Source organism: Curtobacterium sp. USHLN213, assembly GCF_037144815.1.
GTDB lineage: Bacteria > Actinomycetota > Actinomycetes > Actinomycetales > Microbacteriaceae > Curtobacterium.
Map to the genome: position 1 here is coordinate 248,150 of NZ_JBBCYQ010000001.1, position 17,430 is coordinate 265,579.

The 17,430-nt window shown below is 70.6% G+C and carries 17 protein-coding genes; 3 read left to right on the forward strand and 14 right to left on the reverse strand.

What is annotated here, in order from left to right; all coding sequences use genetic code 11:
• Nucleotides 1-30: 30 nt before the first annotated feature.
• The 5 genes from ruvX to WFH25_RS01145 all read right to left on the reverse strand — a co-directional run bounded on the left by ruvX (nt 31) and on the right by WFH25_RS01145 (nt 5,745).
• Nucleotides 31-483 (reverse strand): Holliday junction resolvase RuvX, encoded by a 453-nt coding sequence (gene ruvX, locus WFH25_RS01125; RefSeq protein WP_092386988.1) that lies wholly within the window; start codon nt 481-483, stop codon nt 31-33.
• Entirely contained in the window at nt 483-3,140 is a 2,658-nt protein-coding gene (gene alaS / locus WFH25_RS01130; RefSeq protein ID WP_336696548.1) for an alanine--tRNA ligase, read from the reverse strand. The genes ruvX and alaS overlap by 1 nt, the downstream gene beginning before the upstream one ends.
• A gap of 44 nt (nt 3,141-3,184) precedes the next feature.
• Nucleotides 3,185-3,367 carry a hypothetical protein gene (locus tag WFH25_RS01135; protein WP_070416260.1) on the reverse strand — a complete coding sequence of 61 codons (183 nt, stop codon included), beginning with the start codon at nt 3,365-3,367 and terminating at the stop codon, nt 3,185-3,187.
• A gap of 130 nt (nt 3,368-3,497) precedes the next feature.
• Nucleotides 3,498-4,127 carry a 30S ribosomal protein S4 gene (gene rpsD, locus WFH25_RS01140; RefSeq protein ID WP_058726527.1) on the reverse strand — a complete coding sequence of 210 codons (630 nt, stop codon included), beginning with the start codon at nt 4,125-4,127 and terminating at the stop codon, nt 3,498-3,500.
• A gap of 241 nt (nt 4,128-4,368) precedes the next feature.
• Nucleotides 4,369-5,745 carry a replication-associated recombination protein A gene (locus WFH25_RS01145; RefSeq protein WP_031261054.1) on the reverse strand — a complete coding sequence of 459 codons (1,377 nt, stop codon included), beginning with the start codon at nt 5,743-5,745 and terminating at the stop codon, nt 4,369-4,371.
• Between the two features lie 128 nt (nt 5,746-5,873).
• Here WFH25_RS01145 and WFH25_RS01150 point away from each other — a divergent pair, with 128 nt between their 5' ends.
• Complete coding sequence (locus tag WFH25_RS01150; protein WP_336696549.1) at nt 5,874-6,689, forward strand: peptidylprolyl isomerase; 816 nt, start codon at nt 5,874-5,876, stop codon at nt 6,687-6,689.
• Nucleotides 6,690-6,802: 113 nt separating this feature from the next.
• Complete coding sequence (locus tag WFH25_RS01155) at nt 6,803-8,035, forward strand: DUF349 domain-containing protein (RefSeq protein ID WP_261647014.1); 1,233 nt, start codon at nt 6,803-6,805, stop codon at nt 8,033-8,035.
• 159 nt (nt 8,036-8,194) lie between these two features.
• Here the strand turns inward: WFH25_RS01155 and WFH25_RS01160 are convergent, their stop codons facing one another.
• The 5 genes from WFH25_RS01160 to WFH25_RS01180 form a co-directional block, all read right to left on the reverse strand.
• The gene (locus tag WFH25_RS01160; RefSeq protein WP_336696550.1) at nt 8,195-9,157 is read right to left on the reverse strand and encodes a bifunctional riboflavin kinase/FAD synthetase; all 963 of its coding nucleotides are present in this window, start codon (nt 9,155-9,157) and stop codon (nt 8,195-8,197) included.
• An 8-nt stretch (nt 9,158-9,165) separates the two neighbouring features.
• The gene (locus WFH25_RS01165) at nt 9,166-9,609 is read right to left on the reverse strand and encodes a hypothetical protein (RefSeq protein ID WP_070416263.1); all 444 of its coding nucleotides are present in this window, start codon (nt 9,607-9,609) and stop codon (nt 9,166-9,168) included.
• Nucleotides 9,610-9,688: 79 nt separating this feature from the next.
• Nucleotides 9,689-10,054 carry a hypothetical protein gene (locus WFH25_RS01170; protein WP_261647015.1) on the reverse strand — a complete coding sequence of 122 codons (366 nt, stop codon included), beginning with the start codon at nt 10,052-10,054 and terminating at the stop codon, nt 9,689-9,691.
• Complete coding sequence (gene truB, locus WFH25_RS01175) at nt 10,051-10,992, reverse strand: tRNA pseudouridine(55) synthase TruB (RefSeq protein ID WP_071296262.1); 942 nt, start codon at nt 10,990-10,992, stop codon at nt 10,051-10,053. Before truB ends, WFH25_RS01170 begins: the two co-directional genes overlap by 4 nt.
• Before the next feature lie 28 nt (nt 10,993-11,020).
• Nucleotides 11,021-11,467 carry a hypothetical protein gene (locus WFH25_RS01180; RefSeq protein ID WP_092386977.1) on the reverse strand — a complete coding sequence of 149 codons (447 nt, stop codon included), beginning with the start codon at nt 11,465-11,467 and terminating at the stop codon, nt 11,021-11,023.
• Between the two features lie 52 nt (nt 11,468-11,519).
• Between WFH25_RS01180 and WFH25_RS01185 the strand changes: the two genes are divergently transcribed.
• Nucleotides 11,520-12,431, forward strand: a complete 912-nt coding sequence (locus WFH25_RS01185; RefSeq protein WP_229085017.1) for an A/G-specific adenine glycosylase — start codon at nt 11,520-11,522, stop codon at nt 12,429-12,431.
• A gap of 9 nt (nt 12,432-12,440) precedes the next feature.
• Here WFH25_RS01185 and rbfA read toward each other — a convergent pair whose 3' ends face one another.
• The 4 genes from rbfA to nusA all read right to left on the reverse strand — a co-directional run bounded on the left by rbfA (nt 12,441) and on the right by nusA (nt 17,278).
• Complete coding sequence (gene rbfA / locus WFH25_RS01190; RefSeq protein WP_071303737.1) at nt 12,441-12,896, reverse strand: 30S ribosome-binding factor RbfA; 456 nt, start codon at nt 12,894-12,896, stop codon at nt 12,441-12,443.
• Nucleotides 12,897-12,985: 89 nt separating this feature from the next.
• A complete protein-coding gene (infB, locus tag WFH25_RS01195) occupies nt 12,986-15,823 on the reverse strand; it encodes a translation initiation factor IF-2 (protein ID WP_336696551.1) in 2,838 nt (945 codons plus the stop codon).
• Nucleotides 15,824-15,898: 75 nt separating this feature from the next.
• Nucleotides 15,899-16,216: a YlxR family protein gene (locus tag WFH25_RS01200; protein WP_083294949.1), complete on the reverse strand. Its 318-nt coding sequence runs from the start codon at nt 16,214-16,216 to the stop codon at nt 15,899-15,901.
• 66 nt (nt 16,217-16,282) lie between these two features.
• A complete protein-coding gene (gene nusA, locus WFH25_RS01205; RefSeq protein ID WP_070416270.1) occupies nt 16,283-17,278 on the reverse strand; it encodes a transcription termination factor NusA in 996 nt (331 codons plus the stop codon).
• Nucleotides 17,279-17,430: the final 152 nt, after the last annotated feature.

Sequence of the window (17,430 nt, forward strand, 5' to 3'; positions counted from 1 at the left end):
TTCAGGCGAGCACTGCGGTGGTCCGCAGTTTCAGGGGAGCGTGGCCCCGGGTGGGGCACTGGCCGCACGCTCGTGGTCGAGCGCGTGTTGCAGAATGATAACAGCGGCCGCTTGGTCGATCACGGCGCGGGACTTCTTCGTGTTCTTGCCGGCCTGGTGCAGGCCGCGCTGGGCCGTCACGGTCGAGAGTCGTTCGTCGACCAGGCGCACCGGACGGTGTTCCGCCAGGCGCCCGGCGAACTCCCGGGCGTCCGCCGTGGACGGGGTGTCTCCGCCCGACATCGAGAGCGGCAGCCCGACGACGATCTCGAGGACGTCGTACTCCTCCGCGATCTCGAGGATCCGCCGGACGTCCGTGGCGTCGTGCCGGGCGACGGTCTCGACGGGCGTCGCGAGGAGCCCGTCACGGTCGCACACGGCGACCCCGATCCGGGCGCGGCCGACGTCGACACCGAGCCGGCGCCCGGAACGGATCGCCACGATCAGGCCGCGAGCCGGTCGGTGACCGCGCGGAGGGCCGCCGGGAGCGCGGACGCGTCGGTGCCACCGCCCTGCGCGAGGTCCGGCTTGCCGCCGCCACCACCACCGAGGACGCCGGCGGCCTCCTTCGCGAGCGGTCCCGCCTGCACACCGGCGGCGCGGGCGGCGTCGTTCGTCGCGACGATGACCACCGGCTTGTCGTTGATGACCGCGCCGAGCACCACGACGGCGGCACCGTCGCCGAGCTGGCTGCGGACACCGGTCGCGAGCGCGCGGAGGTCGTCACCGGACTGGAGTCCCTGGACGGACTCGGCCACGACGGTCGTCGCGCCCACCGTCGTCGCCTGGCGTGCGATCGCCGGGACGCGCTGCTGGAGGTTGGCGGACTCGAACTCGGCGACGCGCTTCTGCGCCGTCCGCAGGTCCTCCATCAGGGACTGCACGCGGGTCGGCAGGTCCTCTCGGGGGGCCTTGAGCGCGCTCGACAGCTGGGACACGATGGTCCGCTCGACGGCGAGGTCGCGGAAGCCCTCGAGCCCGACGAGCGCCTCGACGCGGCGGTTGGTCGAACCGACGCTCGACTCCCCCACGAGGTTGACGAGCCCGACCTGGGCGCTGGACGCCACGTGCGTGCCACCGCAGAGCTCACGGGACCACGGGCCGCCGATGTCGACCATGCGGACCTCGGAGCCGTACTTCTCGCCGAACAGCGCCTGCGCGCCGAGCGACTTGGCCTCGTCGAGCGGGAGCACGCGCGTCGAGACCTCGAGGTCGGAGCGGATCGCGTTGTTCACGACCTCCTCGATCTCGGAACGGGTCTCGAGCGAGACCGGCTGCGACCACGAGAAGTCGAGCCGCATGTAGCCCGACTTGTTGTACGAACCGGCCTGGAGCGCCTCCGGGCCGAGGATGTCGCGCAGTGCGGCGTTCACGAGGTGCGTCGCCGAGTGCGCCTGGGTCGCACCGCGGCGGTACTCGGCGTCGACCACGGTCGTCGCCGGCGCACCGACACCGACCTCGCCCGAGCGCACCTGGACCGTGTGGCTCCACAGACCGGCGACGGGACGCTGGACGTCGAGCACCTCGAGGTCGAAGCCGTTGCCGACGATCGAGCCCTGGTCGGCGTCCTGACCACCGGACTCGGCGTAGAGGGAGGTCTGGCCGAGGATGACCTCGGCGATGTCGCCCGCGACCGCACGGTCGACGCTCACGCCGCCCACGATGATGCCGAGGATGTTCGTCTCGGCCTCGAGCGCGTCGTAGCCGAGGAAGACGGTCTCGCCCTTCGCCCGGAACGCGCTGTAGACGCTGAGGTCGGCGAGTGCGGTCTTCTTGCTCTTGGCGTCCGCCTTCGCCCGCGCCCGCTGCTCGGACATCAGGGTCTCGAACGCGGACCGGTCGACCTGGACGCCGGCTTCCTCAGCCATCTCCATCGTGAGGTCGATCGGGAAGCCGAAGGTGTCGTGCAGGAGGAACGCCGTGTCCCCGCCGATCGAGGGCGCGCCGTCCTGCTTCGCGCGCTCGACCGCGACGTCGAGGATCGTCGTGCCCTGCGCGAGCGTGCGGAGGAAGGTCTCCTCTTCCGCGTAGGCGATGCGCGCGATGCGGTCGTAGTCGCTGCCGACGTCGGGGTAGGCGTCGCGCATGGCGTCGCGCGACGCGGGGAAGAGCCGGGGGAAGGTCGCGCCCTCGACGCCGAGCAGGCGCATCGCGCGCACGGTGCGGCGGAGCAGGCGGCGGAGGATGTAGCCGCGGCCCTCGTTCGACGGGGAGACGCCGTCGGCGATGAGCATGAGCGCCGACCTGACGTGGTCCGCGATGACGCGCATGAGGACGTCGTCCTCGTGCACGGCGCCGTACCGACGACCGGAGATCGCCGCCGCCTCGTCGAGGACCGGGCGCACCTGGTCGATCTCGTACATGTTGTCGACGCCCTGCTTGATGAAGGCGACGCGCTCGAGCCCCATGCCCGTGTCGATGTTCTTGTTCGGCAGCTCGCCCGTGATCTCGAAGTCGTACTTCGAACGGACGTCGGCGATCTGGTACTGCATGAACACGAGGTTCCAGATCTCGACGTAGCGGTCGTCGTCGGTCGCCGGACCGCCGTCGATGCCGTACTCCGGACCGCGGTCGAAGAAGATCTCGGAGCAGGGGCCCGCCGGCCCGGGCTGCCCGGTCGACCAGTAGTTGGTGTCCTTGCCGAGCCGCTGGATCCGCTCGTCGGGGAGCGAGGAGTGCTGCTTCCAGAAGGCGATCGCCTCGTCGTCGTCCTCGTACACGGTGACCCAGAGGTCGTCGGGCGAGAAGCCGAGCCCACCGTCCGGCTCGGGCGTCGTCAGGAACTGCCAGGCGTACTCGATCGCCTGCTCCTTGAAGTAGTCGCCGAACGAGAAGTTGCCGTTCATCTGGAAGAACGTGCCGTGCCGCGGGGTCTTGCCGACCTCTTCGATGTCGTTCGTGCGGATGCACTTCTGGACACTCGTGGCGCGGGGGTACGGCGCGGGGACGAGCCCGGTCAGGTACGGGATGAACGGCACCATGCCGGCGACCGTGAACAGGAGCGAAGGGTCGTCCGAGACGAGCGAGGCGGACGGGACGACGGTGTGGCCGCGGTCACCGAAGAACTGGAGCCAACGGCGGCGGATCTCTGCGGTCTGCATGGTGCTTCCTGGTTTCAGGTCGTGTGCGTGGGAGGGGTCGTCGGTCAGACGTCGGTGCGGAGCTCGGCCTCGCGAGAGCGGTAGCCCTCGGCGACGGCACCACGGAAGGCTTCCGCGCGAGCGTTCACGTCGGCGAAGAACCGCGCGCCACCGGGGGTGTTCGCGACCTTGTGCGCGACGGCGAACCCGATGACGACGCCGACGGCGACGAAGAACAGCTGCTTCACGGTGCCTCTCCCTCTTGTGCACGCGAGCGGTGCGTGCCCAGACGATCTTACCGACGACACCGGCCACCGACGCCGAACGGCGGGCCGCCCTCGTGAGAGGACGACCCGCCGTTCGGGTGTGATCAGTGGATCAGCGAGCTGCGTAGTACTCGACGACGAGCTGCACTTCACAGGTCACGGGGACCTCGGCGCGCTTCGGGCGACGGACCAGGCGGGCCTGGAGCTTGTCGATCTCGACCTCGAGGTAGCCCGGGACCTTCGGCAGGACTTCCTGGTGCCCACCGGCGGCGGCGACCTGGAAGGGCTCGAGGGACTCGGAGCGCTGCTTCACGTGGATGAGCTGCCCCTCCTTCACGCGGAAGGACGGACGGTCGACGAGCTTGCCGTCGACCAGGATGTGACGGTGCACGATCAGCTGACGGGCCTGCGCGGTGGTGCGGGCGAAGCCGGCACGGAGCACGAGGGCGTCGAGGCGCTGCTCGAGGAGCTCGACCAGGTTCTCACCGGTCAGGCCCTTCGTCTTGCGGGCCTCTTCGAAGACGATGCGGAGCTGCTTCTCGCGGATGCCGTACTGGGCGCGCAGACGCTGCTTCTCACGGAGGCGGACGGCGTAGTCGCTGTCCGCACGACGGCGGGTGCGGCCGTGCTCACCGGGGCCGTAGGGGCGCTTCTCGAGGTAACGGGCCGCCTTCGGCGTCAGCGGGATGCCGAGCGCGCGCGAGAGGCGGGTCTTGCTGCGGGTACGTGACTTGGTAGACACAGGGTCCTTTTCTCTGTCTGAACTGAATGACTCGAGGGGATCGGTCCGACCGTGGGCAACGAGACACACAGAAGGGATCGGTCCCGACGACGGGATCCAGAGGGATGAGCCTGTGGGATCGGACGGCTACAGTCCGAACCTCTGCCCCCGTACCACCGGAGTGGCACTCTGTCCTCGACGCAGCCGTGCTCGAGGACCAGGACGTAGGCCCGGCAATGCTAGCAGGAACTCGGGGCGGCCACTACTCGCCGCGGGTGATCTTCCGGAGGCGCTCGAGTCGCGGCCCGACCTCGCGCTCGAAGCCGTTCGCCGTCGGGGTGTAGTACTCGGTGCCCTCGAGCGCGTCGGGCAGGTACTGCTGCTCGGCGACACCGTGCTCGGCGTCGTGCGAGTAGACGTAGCCCTTGCCGTGGCCGAGCCGCTTCGCGCCGGGGTAGTGGGCGTCGCGGAGGTGCATCGGCACGACCCCGAGCCGCCCGGCCTTGACGTCGGCGATCGCAGCGTTCACCCCGTTGTAGGCCGCGTTCGACTTGGGCGCGGTCGCCAGGTAGACGACCGCCTCGGCCAGGGGGATCCGGCCCTCGGGCATGCCGATGAGCTGGACCGCCTGTGCGGCCGCGACGGCGATGGGCAGGGCCTGCGGATCGGCCATGCCGATGTCCTCGGACGCCGAGATGATGATGCGACGGGCGATGAACCGCGGGTCCTCGCCCGCCTCGATCATGCGCGCCAGGTAGTGGAGTGCGGCGTCGACGTCGCTCCCCCGGACCGACTTGATGAACGCGCTGATGACGTCGTAGTGCTCGTCGCCCTGGCGGTCGTAGCGGAGCAGTGCCCGGTCGACCGCTGCGGCGACGGTGTCGGCGTCGACGACCGGGACGGTGTCGACACCGTCGAGGGTCCCGTCCGCGTCGTCGTCGGCCTGCGCTGCGACGGCCGAGGACGCCGCGGCCTCGAGCGCGGTGAGAGCCCGACGGGCGTCGCCCGAGGACAGCCGCACGATGGCGCTGCGGGCCTCGTCGCCGAGGACGACCGATCCGCCGAGGCCCCGCGGGTCCTCGACCGCGCGGTCGACGAGCATGCCGAGGTCCTCGTCGGTGAGGGGCTTGAGCGTGAGCAGCAGGGAGCGGGACAGCAGCGGCGAGATGACCGAGAACGACGGGTTCTCGGTCGTCGCCGCGATGAGGATGACCCAACCGTTCTCGACGCCGGGCAGCAGGGCGTCCTGCTGGGCCTTGCTGAAGCGGTGGATCTCGTCGAGGAAGAGGACCGTGGTCGATCCGTAGAGGTCGCGGTGCGTGAGCGCCTTCTCCATGACCTCGCGCACGTCCTTCACGCCGGCGGTCACGGCCGACAGCTCGACGAACTCGCGACCGGACTGCCGCGCGATCGCCTGCGCCAGGGTCGTCTTGCCGGTGCCGGGCGGTCCCCACAGGATCACCGAGACGCCGCCGGGGTTCTCGCGCGTGCCCGTCGCGAGCTGCACGAGGGGGCTGCCGCGGCCGAGCAGGTGCTGCTGGCCGGCGACCTCGTCGAGGCTGGTCGGCCGCATCCGCACCGCGAGCGGGACGGACCCCTGCGCCAGCCCGGCGCGACCGCCGGTGGTGGGCGCACGCATGCCCGAACGGTCCGCTGCCATGGGACCAATCGTAGGCCGACCCACCGACAGGGGCGTGCCTCCAGGCCTCCGACAGGGCCGTTTACAGTACGCTCGTCGCACACTCGACGAGAGGTACGACCAGCACCGTGGCACCGAAGAACCAGGCGCGTGACAACCGGGAGGCGCGCGAGCGCCTCCGCCTCTACACGGCACGGCAGGGCCTGCACGAACGGCAGCGGCGTCGCCGGGTGCGGGACAACGTCGTCGGCGCCGGTGTCCTCGTCCTCGTCACGGCGTTGGCGACCGGTTCGCAGCTCGCCTTCGCCGGGTCGCAGGGCGGCGGGGCGGACGCGAGCGCGAGTGCCTCCGCGACCGCGACGCCGACCCCGTCCGCGAGTGCCACCGCCGCGAACACGGGTGACGTCCCGAGCAAGTCCATCGCGAAGGACTCCACCTGGACCGGGTCGCTCACCCTCAACAAGGACGTGAAGCTCGGCATCGAGCTGGACGGCGAGAAGGCGCCCCAGGCCGCGAGCGTCGAGATCAAGCTCATCCAGGAGCAGTTCTACAACGGCACCACCTGCCACCGACTCGCCGACAGCACCGGGTTCGAGTTCCTGCAGTGCGGCTCCGCGAACGGCGACGGCACGGGTGACGCCGGCTTCCAGTACGGCCCGCTCGAGAACGTCCCGAGCGACGGCAAGTACACCAAGGGGACCATCGCGATCGCCCGCAGCTCGTCGGCGTACTCGCAGACCACGCAGTTCTTCATCGTCTACGGCGACACCACGCTGGACGGCTCCACCGGCGGCTACACCGTCGTCGGGAAGGTCACCAGCGGCCTCGACGAACTCGAGTCGAAGATCACGTCGAAGGGCATCGCCTCCGCCGGCAGCGACGGCACCGGCGAGCCGAAGGTGGCGACCAAGATCACCGGCGCGACGATCGAGCAGGAGAAGTAGTCCACAGGCGCGCCGACCCGGCGGGTCGCAGATGCTCTCCGTGCAATAGGCTGACGACCTGACCGTGCCGACGGCGACGTCGGTGATGCACGACCACGATCGAGGCGAGACCTGTGGGACCTGACGAAGCAACGACCTGGGGGCGGGTCGACGAGAACGGGACGGTGTACGTCCGGTACGAGGACACCGAGAAAGCCGTCGGTGAGTACCCGGACGCGACACCCGACGAAGCCCTCGCCTACTTCGCGCGGAAGTACGCCGACCTCGAGGGGCAGGTGAAGATCGCCGAGCAGCGCGTCCAGCGTGGTGCCTCGGCGAACGACGTCGCCCGCACGGTGGAGCACCTGCAGGCCCTCGTGGCCGAGGCCCGGGTCGTCGGTGACCTCAAGTCGCTCGAGACCCGCGTCGCCGCCCTGACCGAGCAGCTCGGCTCCCTGACGAAGGAGCAGGCCGAGCAGGCACAGCAGGCCCTCGCGGACGCCCTGGCGCACCGCACCGCCCTGGTGGAAGAAGCCGAGGCCCTCGCCGCGGTCGACCCGGCACGGGCGCAGTGGAAGCAGATCACCGCGCAGCTCGACGACGTCTTCGCGCGGTGGCAGCAGCACCAGCACGACGGCCCGCGCATCCCCAAGAACGAGGCGAACGAGCTCTGGAAGCGTTTCCGCGCGGCCCGCTCGACCGTCGACCAGCACCGTCGCGCGTTCTACTCCGAGCTCGACGCGCAGCACCGCGACGCCCGCAACCGCAAGCAGGAGCTCGTCCAGCAGGCCGAGGCGCTCGCTCCCCGCGGGTCCGACGCGATCCCGGCGTACCGCGAACTGCTCGACGACTGGAAGGGCGCTGGGCGGGCCGGCAAGCGGCACGACGACGCACTCTGGGCGCGCTTCAAGGCCGCGGGTGACGTGCTGTTCGAGCAGCGCCACGCCGAAGCCGCCGCCGAGAACGTCGAGTACTCGGCCAACCTCGAAGCGAAGCAGGCGCTCCTGACCGAGGCCGAGCCGCTCCTGAAGGTCACCGACCGGGCAGCCGCACGCAAGACCCTCACGGGCATCCAGCGCCGGTGGGACGAGATCGGCAAGGTCCCCCGCGGTGACGTCCGGCGCATCGAGGACCGTCTCCGCGCGGTCGAGGACCACGTGCGCAGCCTCGAGGACGAGCACTGGAAGGCGTCCGACCCGGAGCGCAAGGCCCGTCAGTCCGGTCTCGCGAGCCAGCTCGAGGACGCGATCGGCAAGCTCGAAGCGGAGCTCGCCGATGCCCAGGCCTCGGGCGACGCCCGCAAGATCAAGGACGCGCAGGAAGCGCTCGACGCCCGCAAGATCTGGCTCGACGCCCTCGGCGGCTGATCGGCCCGTACGACGAAGCCCCCGCGACCGTTCGGTCGCGGGGGCTTCGTCGTACGGTCGCAGGGCTTGGGGGACGTCCGCAGTGTGCGAGGTCCCGCGCACCGTGGGACGCGGATGCCCTCGCACCGAGGCCGGAACCTCGCACACTGCGACAACGGGTCAGACGACGGCGGGGAGCCCCAGCAGCGTCCGGATGTCGCGGTCGTCCTGCCGCATCTGCTCGGCGAGCTCGTCCATCGAGTCGAACTTCACCATGCCCCGCACGTACGAGACGAACAGCACCGAGATCGTGTCGCCGTAGAGGTCGATGTCCACGTCGAGCAGGTGCGCCTCGATCTGCTTCGCCGGCACGCCCTCGAACGTCGGGTTGTTGCCGACCGAGACGGCAGCCGGGTACACCGTGCCGTCGTGCAGGACCCGTGCGGCGTAGACGCCGTCGGCGGGGACGAAGCCCTCGGACGCCGGGTCGAGGTTCGCCGTCGGGTAGCCCATCGCCCGACCGCGCTCGTTCCCGTGCACGACGACGCTCCGCACCGCGTGTTCACGACCGAGCAGGCGTGCGGCCTCGGCGACGCGGCCGTCCCCGAGGAGCTCGCGGATCCACGTCGAGGACACCCGTCGCTCGCCGTCCGGCCGGACGTCGTCGACCAGGTCGACGTCGTCGATGAGCTCGACGGTGAAGCCGTGCTGCTCCCCCAGCGCGCGCAGGAGGGCGACGTCGCCGGCGCCCTTCGCCCCGAACCGGAAGTCGCTGCCGACGAACACGAGCTGGGCGTGCAGGGTGTCGACGAGGATCTCGGACACGAAGGCCTCTGGCGCCTTCGACTGGAGCTCGTGGTCGAACCGGAGCAGCAGGGTGGCGTCGACCCCGACGTCGTCGAGCAGCTCGCGCCGCTGGGCGATGCTCGTCAGGGCGGGCGGAACCTTGTCCGGGTCGATCACGTCGAGCGGGTGGCGGTCGAACGTCACGACCGTGGACACGAGGCCGTGCTCGCGCGCCGCACGCTCGAGGTGCGCGATGACCGCACGGTGCCCGACGTGGACCCCGTCGAACTTCCCGATGGTGACCGCGCTCGGCCCGAAGCCCTGCGCCACGTCGGCGGTGTCGTCGTAGTACTGCACGTCGGTCCCTACTCGCCGGCCGGTACGGCGGACGGGGTCGTCTCGGTCGCGGTGGCGGTGCGGTGGTGCTTGCGGAGCCACCAGAGTCCGGCCACCGGCAGCACCAGCGGCGCGAAGGCGTAACCCATGCCGTAGTACGACCAGATGGTGTCGTCGGGGAACAGCTGCCGGTCGAAGAGCGACAGCGTGCCGATCACGAGCACGCCGGTCATCTCGAAGACGATCGTGACGCAGGCCACGCGGTACCAGAACCGACCCGGCACGATGAGCGCGATCATCGCGACGATGTACACGACCGCGGCGACGGCGCTGAGGGTGTACGCGAACGGTGCGAACGAGAACTTCTCGATGATCTGCACGACGCTGCGTCCCGTCGCTGCCAGCGCGAGGATGCCGTAGACGGCGATGAGGACGCGGCCGATGCCGGTCGCGAGGGAGGATCTGGTCGCCATTGCACCGATTCTACCGACGGCGGGCGGCCACGATGACGCACCACGACGAACGCGCAGTCGCCGGGGGCACGCGAGCGGGTCAGTTCAGGGCGAACCAGATCTGGTACATCCGGTAGACCATCACCGCGACCGTGAACGCACCGGCCCCGAGGACCACCGTGCTCCACTTCGTCCGGTCGATGAGCGCCCAGACGATGGTCGCCGGCGGGACGAGGAGCACCGAGACCGCGTACACGCCGAACTCGAGCGCGTTGCCGACCGGCGGGCTGCCCGTGGCCGGCAGGACGAGGGAGATCACACCCTGGGCGAGGAGCAGCAGCTCGATGAGCGCGAGCGACCCGACCGTGTAGTCGTTCGGCTTCCAGCCGATGAACCCCATGACGACCGCGAAGAGCCCGGCGAGCACGGCGATGACGAGCTGCACCCACATGAACCACTCGATCACGCGCCCACCCCCGATGCCGTCGGGAAGTTGGTGATGACGCGCAGCAGTCCGCGACGCACCGAGACGAGCCCGACGAGCCGGTCCCCCTCGGTGGCGACGGCCGCGACCGGGCCGTCGGTGTCGGGGTGGTCCGCCGCGACGCGCTTGCCGTCGGCGAGGTCCTTCGCCGCGGCCGGGTCGAGCGGCACGGACGGGAACAGGGTGCGGGCGACGTCGACCGGTCGGGCGAGTGCGGCCCGGACGTCGACGGACTCGTCCTCGAGGTCGATCGCGTCGTCGACGCTGAAGGGGCCGACTTCGGTGCGGCGGAGCGCGGTGAGGTGAGCGCCGGTGCCGAGTGCGGCGCCGACGTCACGGGCCAGCGCGCGCACGTAGGTGCCGGACGAGCACGACACGACGACGTCGAGGTCGATCACGGCCACGTCCTCGCCGTCGACGGAGACGACGCGGTCGCCCCGGCCGGTGACGTCGAACCGCGACACCGTCACGGTCCGGGACTGCAGGACGACCGCTTCACCCTTGCGCGCGAGGTCGTAGGCGCGGCGGCCGTCGACCTTGATGGCGCTGACGGTCGACGGCACCTGCGAGATCTGTCCGCGCTGCGCGGCGACGGCCCGCTCGACCGCGGCCTCGGACACGTCCGCCGAGGACGTGCCCACGGCTGCGGTGGGGGTCCCGTCGGCGTCGTCCGAGTCGGTCGAGACCCCGAGACGGATCGTGGCGGTGTAGGTCTTGCCGAGCCCGACGAGGTGCGTCAGGAGCCGGGTCGACGGGCCGATCCCGAGCAGGAGCAGGCCGGTCGCCATCGGGTCGAGCGTGCCGGCGTGGCCGACCTTCTTCAGACCCAGCCGACGTCGGGCGATGGAGACGACCCGGTGGCTGGAGATCCCCTGCGGCTTGTCGACGAGGAGGATGCCGTCGGGCGCGGTTTCGAGCACCAGAGGAGATTACCAGCGCTCCGGCGACTCAGCAGGCGTCGTTCCACTCGCGACGCGGGTGCTCGGGGTCGGTGACGTCCAACACCGCGGACGCGGCGATCTTGACGTCCGCGCGGCGCTCGAGGCGCCCGGACTCCTGCTCCACCCACAGCGACCAACGCCAGAGTCGGTGGGCACCGTGTGCCAGCACCCCGTGTCCGTGCACCACGAGGATGCCGGGGCCCTCGCCGGTGGACCGGAACGGCGCGACGAGGTCGGCCCGCAACGCGTCGACGTCGCTCGACGGTGCGGCGGCGGCCATCGCGGACACCCCGTGCTGCTGGAAGCCGTCGACGAGCCCGGAGGCCACGCGTTCGAGGTCGACGCCGTCCTGTCCGTCGATGCCGACGACCGTCCGGTTCGTGCCGACCTGCGCGATCACCTCGGCCGCGATCGCGGCCATGGTGTCGGTCTCCTGGGGTGCCCAACGTGCCATGCACCCACCGTAGGCTGTCGTGGTGAACGCGAGTCGTGCCTCCAGTCCGAATGTGGACAACCCGACCCGTCCACAGGACGCGACCCGACGAACGGACATCGCGACGCCGCTCATCGCGTGGTTCCGCGCCGAGGCGCGCGACCTGCCGTGGCGGCGTCCCGGGTTCCCCGCGTGGGGCACGCTGGTCAGCGAGATCATGCTGCAGCAGACCCAGGTCGCGCGCGTCGTCCCCCGCCTGGAGGCGTGGCTCACCCGCTGGCCGACGCCTGCGGACCTCGCGGCCTCACCCCCGGCGGACGCGGTGCGTGCCTGGGACCGGCTCGGCTACCCGAGACGGGCGCTCGCGCTGCACGCGGCCGCGACGGCGATCGCCGAGCAGCACGACAACGTGGTGCCCCGGGACGTGGACGCGCTGCTCGCGCTGCCCGGGATCGGGGACTACACGGCCAGAGCGGTCGCCGTGTTCGCGTACGGCGACCGGCACCCGGTCGTCGACGTGAACGTCCGGCGCGTCCTCGCCCGCGCCCTGCTCGGCCAGGGCGAACCGGGCCCGGCGAAGGCGAAGCAGGACCTCCCGCTGATGGAGTCGGTGCTGCCGGACGACCGTGACGACGCCGCAGCGACGAACGCCGCGGTGATGGAGCTCGGTGCGCTCGTCTGCGTCGCCCGCTCCCCCGCGTGCGACGCGTGCCCGATCGCCGACCGCTGCGCGTGGCGGGCCGCCGGCTACCCGGAGCACGAGGGCCCACGCGCGCCGAAGCAGGCGAAGTTCGCCGGCAGCGACCGGCAGGTGCGCGGGCTCATCATGGCGGAGCTCCGCGCGAGCGACGTCCCCGTCACGCGCGACGAGATCGAACCGGTGTGGCCCGACGCCGAGCAGCGGGACCGGGCGCTCGCGTCGCTCCTGCGCGACGGACTGGCCGTCGGGGACGACGCGAGCGGCTACCGGCTGCCAGAGGGCTGATCGGACGGGTCAGGCGCGCGCCGCGTCGGCGTCGTCCTCGTCCTCGTCCTCGTCGTGCTTGTACGGGTCGGCGTCGCCGGCGTAGGTCGCGCCGGCCGCGGCTGCGCGGACCTGCTCGTCGCGCACCTGGGCCTGCACGAGCAGGTCCTCCATGTGCGCCGAGGTCTCCGGCAGGGCGTCGGCGATGAACTCGAGCGACGGGGTCAGACGAGCGGTGATGTTCTTGCCGACCTCGGACCGGAGCATCCCGGTCGCGGCCTTGAGCGCCGCGGCGGAGTCGGCACGCTCCTCGTCGGTGCCGTACACGGTGTAGAAGATCGACGCGTGCTGCAGGTCACCGGTCACACGGACGTCGGTGATCGTCACGAACCCGAGTCGCGGGTCGCGAAGGCCCTTGTCGAGTCGGCGTGCGACGACTTCCTTGATGCGGTCCGCCATCTTGCGTGCGCGCTGCGGATCGGCCATGGGTGCCTCCTGTGGAGATGTCTTGCTCTGGAACGGGGCTGGGCCCCGACCTCCCGTGAAGGAAGCCGGGGCCCAGGGTAGTCACGCGATCAGTCGCGCGGCTTCTCGACGAGCTCGGTGGTCTCGATCTCGTCGCCGATCTGGATGTCGTTGAACTTGCCCAGACCGATACCGGCTTCGAAGTCCGTGCGGACCTCGGTCACGTCGTCCTTGAAGCGACGCAGCGACTCGATGGCCAGACCATCGGCGAGCACCACGCCTTCGCGGATGACGCGCGCCTTGGCGTTGCGCGTGATCGTGCCGGAGCGGACGATGACACCCGCGATGTTGCCGAACTTCGAGGAGCGGAACACCTCGCGGATCTCGGCGACACCCGACTGGACCTCTTCGTACTCGGGCTTGAGCATGCCCTTGAGGGACTGCTCGATGTCCTCGAGTGCGTTGTAGATGACCGAGTAGAAGCGCACGTCGATGCCTTCGCGCGCTGCACGCTCGCGGGCCTTGACGTCCGGGCGGACGTTGAAGCCGACGACGATCGCGTTGTCGATCGTGGCCAGGTCGATGTCCGACTCCGTGATCGCACCGACGCCGCGGTGCAGGATCCGGAGCTGGACGCTGTCGTCGACCTCGATGTCCAGGAGCGACTGCTCGAGTGCCTCGACGGCACCGGAGACGTCACCCTTGATGATGAGGTTGAGCGAGTCGACCTTGCCCTCTTCGAGTGCACGGGTGAAGTCCTCGAGCGAGATGCGCTTGCGGGCCTTGGCCAGCTGGGCGTTGCGCTCGGCGGCTTCACGCTTCTCGGCGATCTGACGTGCCGTGCGGTCCTCTTCGGTGACGAGGAACGTGTCACCGGCGCGGGGCACCGAGGACAGACCCTGCACCTGGACCGGGCGGCTCGGCGTCGCGGCCTTGACCGCCACGCCGTTCTCGTCGGTCATCGCACGGACGCGGCCGTAGGCCGTCCCCGCCACGATGGCGTCGCCGACGTGCAGTGTGCCGGATTGGATGAGCACGGTCGCAACCGAACCACGGCCCTTGTCGAGGCGTGCTTCGATCGCCACACCGCGGGCGTCCTTGTCGGGGTTCGCACGCAGGTCGAGACCGGCGTCGGCCGTGAGCAGCACGGCGTCCAGGAGGTCCTGGATGCCGATGTTCTGACGAGCCGACACGTCGACGAACATGACGTCGCCGCCGTACTCCTCAGCCACCAGGTTGTACTCGGTGAGCTGCTGGCGGACCTTGGCCGGGTTCGCGCCTTCCTTGTCGATCTTGTTCACCGCGACCACGATCGGCACACCGGCCGACTGCGCGTGGTTCAGTGCCTCGATCGTCTGGGGCATGATGCCGTCGTCCGCCGCGACCACGAGGATCGCGATGTCCGTCACCTGGGCACCACGGGCACGCATGGCCGTGAAGGCCTCGTGACCCGGGGTGTCGATGAAGGTGATCGGGCGCTCGATGCCCTCGTGCTCGGTGACGATCTGGTACGCACCGATGTGCTGGGTGATGCCACCGGCTTCACCCTCGACGACCTTCGAGTTGCGGATCGCGTCGAGCAGGCGGGTCTTGCCGTGGTCGACGTGACCCATGACGGTGACCACCGGGGGCCGCTGCTGCAGCACCGAGTCGTCCTCGTCGTCCAGCTCGGCTTCGAGGTCGATGTCGAAGCCCTCGAGGAGCTCCTTGTCCTCGTCTTCCGGCGAGACGATCTGGATCTTGTAGCCCAGCTCCTCGCCGAGGACCTCGAACGTGGCCTCGTCCAGCGACTCGGTCGCGGTCGCCATCTCACCGAGGTGGAACAGCACCGTCACCAGGTTGCCGGGGCTCGCGTCGATCTTGTCGGCGAAGTCCGAGATGCTCGCACCGCGACGCAGACGGACGACCGTGTTGCCGTCGCCACGAGGGACCTGCACACCGCCGAGCGACGGCGCCTGCCGCATCTCGTACTCGGCGCGCTTCGTCCGCTTCGACTTGCGGGCACGGCTCTTGCCGCCACCGCGACCGAACGCACCAGCGGTACCGCCACCGGGGCCACGACCGCGGCCACCGCCACCGGCGGGACGCGGGCCGCTGAAGGCCGGACGCGGGAAGCCGCCACCGGCACCACCGGCACCGCCCGGACGACCACCGGGGCCGCCACGACCGCCGCCACCCTGCCCCGGGCGCTGCCCGAAGCCGTTCGGACGGCCTGCCTGGCCGGGACCACCGGGACGCGGAGCACCCGGACGGGGAGCACCCGGACGCGGCGGGGCCGGACGCGGGATGCCGTTGCCGCCACCGGCGCCGGCGGCGGGGCGCTGGCCCATGCCCTGGTTGGACGAGTACGGGTTGTTGCCCGGACGCGGCGGGCGCGAGCCCATGCCCTGGCTCGACGCGTAGGGGTTGTTGCCGGGGCGTGCGCCCGGCTTCGGGCCACCCGGCTTGGGGCCGGCTGCGGCACCGGGCTTCGGAGCGCCGCCGGGCTTGACGGCGTCGTCCTTCGGCTCGGCTGCTGCGTCGGGGCCGGCGTCGCCGGACTTCTCGGCAGCGGCGGCCTTGCGAGCGGCCTCGGCCTCGGCCTGTCGCTGGGCGACGGACTTCGGGGCGGCCGGGGTCGGCACGTCGGCGGCGGGCGCCTGCACCTCGGGCTCGGGCTCGGGGGTGGGTGCCGGACGGGCCGGACCCGGGCGGGGGCCGCCGGGCTTCGGTGCGCCCGACTTCGGCGCCGCGGTCTTGGCCGGCGCGCTCGGGGTCTGTGCCGCAGCGGGCTTCGACGCCGAGGCGCCGTCAGCCTGCAGCGCAGCACGGAGCTTGCGCGCGACGGGGGGTTCGACACTGGAGCTCGGGCCCTTGACGAACTCGCCGAGTTCCTTGAGCTTCTCCATTGCGGTCTTGCTGTCGACACCGAGTTCGGATGCGATCTCGTGTACGCGTGGTTTTGCCACTGTTCTCCTTCACGGGTCCCACCCCGTGCAAGGGGCAGGACTCAATGGATGACGGGTCTCATTTCGAGCCGCTCATCAGTTGTCCATAAGCCGTTCAGCCTGTTCTGTCATGTCCTGGTCGCGTGCCTGTGGTTCGGGGCGCCGGAGCGCTTCGAGGTAGTCACGCACCGCGGACGTGTCCGGTTCATGATCGAGCCGGAGCGCCCGGCGGTACGCCTTGCGCTTGACGGCCTGATCATGTGCTTCGACGGTCGGGGTGAGCCACGCTCCCCGCCCCGGCATGACTGCCTTCGGGTCCGCCACGACACGACCGTCGCTCAGGGCGACGACACGGAGGAGGGAGGACCGGGGAGCACGACGGCGACTGCCGATGCATGTTCTGACGGGAACCACCTTACTCCTCCCTCTCGACGACCGCGATCCGGCACGCCCGGACCGGACGTGCCACGAGCGAAACCGTCAGTCCTCGCCGTCCAGGATCGAGTCCGGCTGGATGTCGATCCGGGCGCCCGTGAGCTTCGCGGCGAGGCGGGCGTTCTGCCCTTCCTTGCCGATCGCGAGCGACAGCTGGTAGTCCGGCACGAGGGCGCGGACGGCCTTCGTCGAGGCGTCGAGCACGAAGGCACTCGTCACCTTGGCCGGCGACAGGGCGCTGGCGACGAACGAGGCCAGGTCGGACGAGTAGTCGACGATGTCGATCTTCTCGGCGCCGAGCTCCGTCGTCACGGCGCGGACGCGGGCACCGAGCTCGCCGATGCACGCACCCTTCGCGTTCACGCCGGGCTCGTTCGCCTTGACGGCGATCTTCGTGCGGTGGCCGGCCTCGCGCGCGAGGGAGGTGATCTCCACGACGCCGGACGCGATCTCCGGGACCTCGAGCGCGAACAGCTTGCGGACCAGGCCGGGGTGGGTGCGCGAGACCGTGATCTGCGGGCCCTTCATGCCGCGGCCGACGCTCGTCACGTAGACGCGCAGCCGTGCACCGTGCTTGTAGTCCTCGCCGGGCACCTGCTCCTCCGGCGGCAGGATCGCCTCGACCGTGCCGAGGTCGACGTGCACCATCTTCGGGTTCGGGCCCTGCTGGACGATGCCCGCGACGATGTCGCCTTCCTTGCCGCGGAACTCACCGAGGATCTTGTCGTCGCCGATGTCGCGCAGGCGCTGGTTGATGACCTGCTTGGCGGCGAACGCGGCGATGCGACCGAAGTCGCTGGGCTGGTCGACGGCCTCGCCGATCACGGTGCCCTCGTCATCGCGCTCGGGCACGTAGACCGAGACCTCGCCCGACTTGCGGTCGAGCTCGACGCGGACGTCCGCGTCGACGGGCTCCTCGTTCTCGGTGCGGTGCTTCTGGTACGCCGTCAGGATGGCCTGTTCGATGATCTGGACGAGTTCGTCGAACGGGATCTCCCGCTCACGCTCCATGAGTCGCAGGACTGCGAGATCGATCTTCACCGAGGGCCTCCGTATTCAGATGAGTCGCTCCCGCGGATGGAACCGCGCGGAAGTCGGCGACCAGACTACCGCACTGCGGATCGCGGACCCGGCCGGACGACGGACGGGAGGGACGGTGCCAGCTGGCACCGTCCCTCCCGTCATGCGGACCC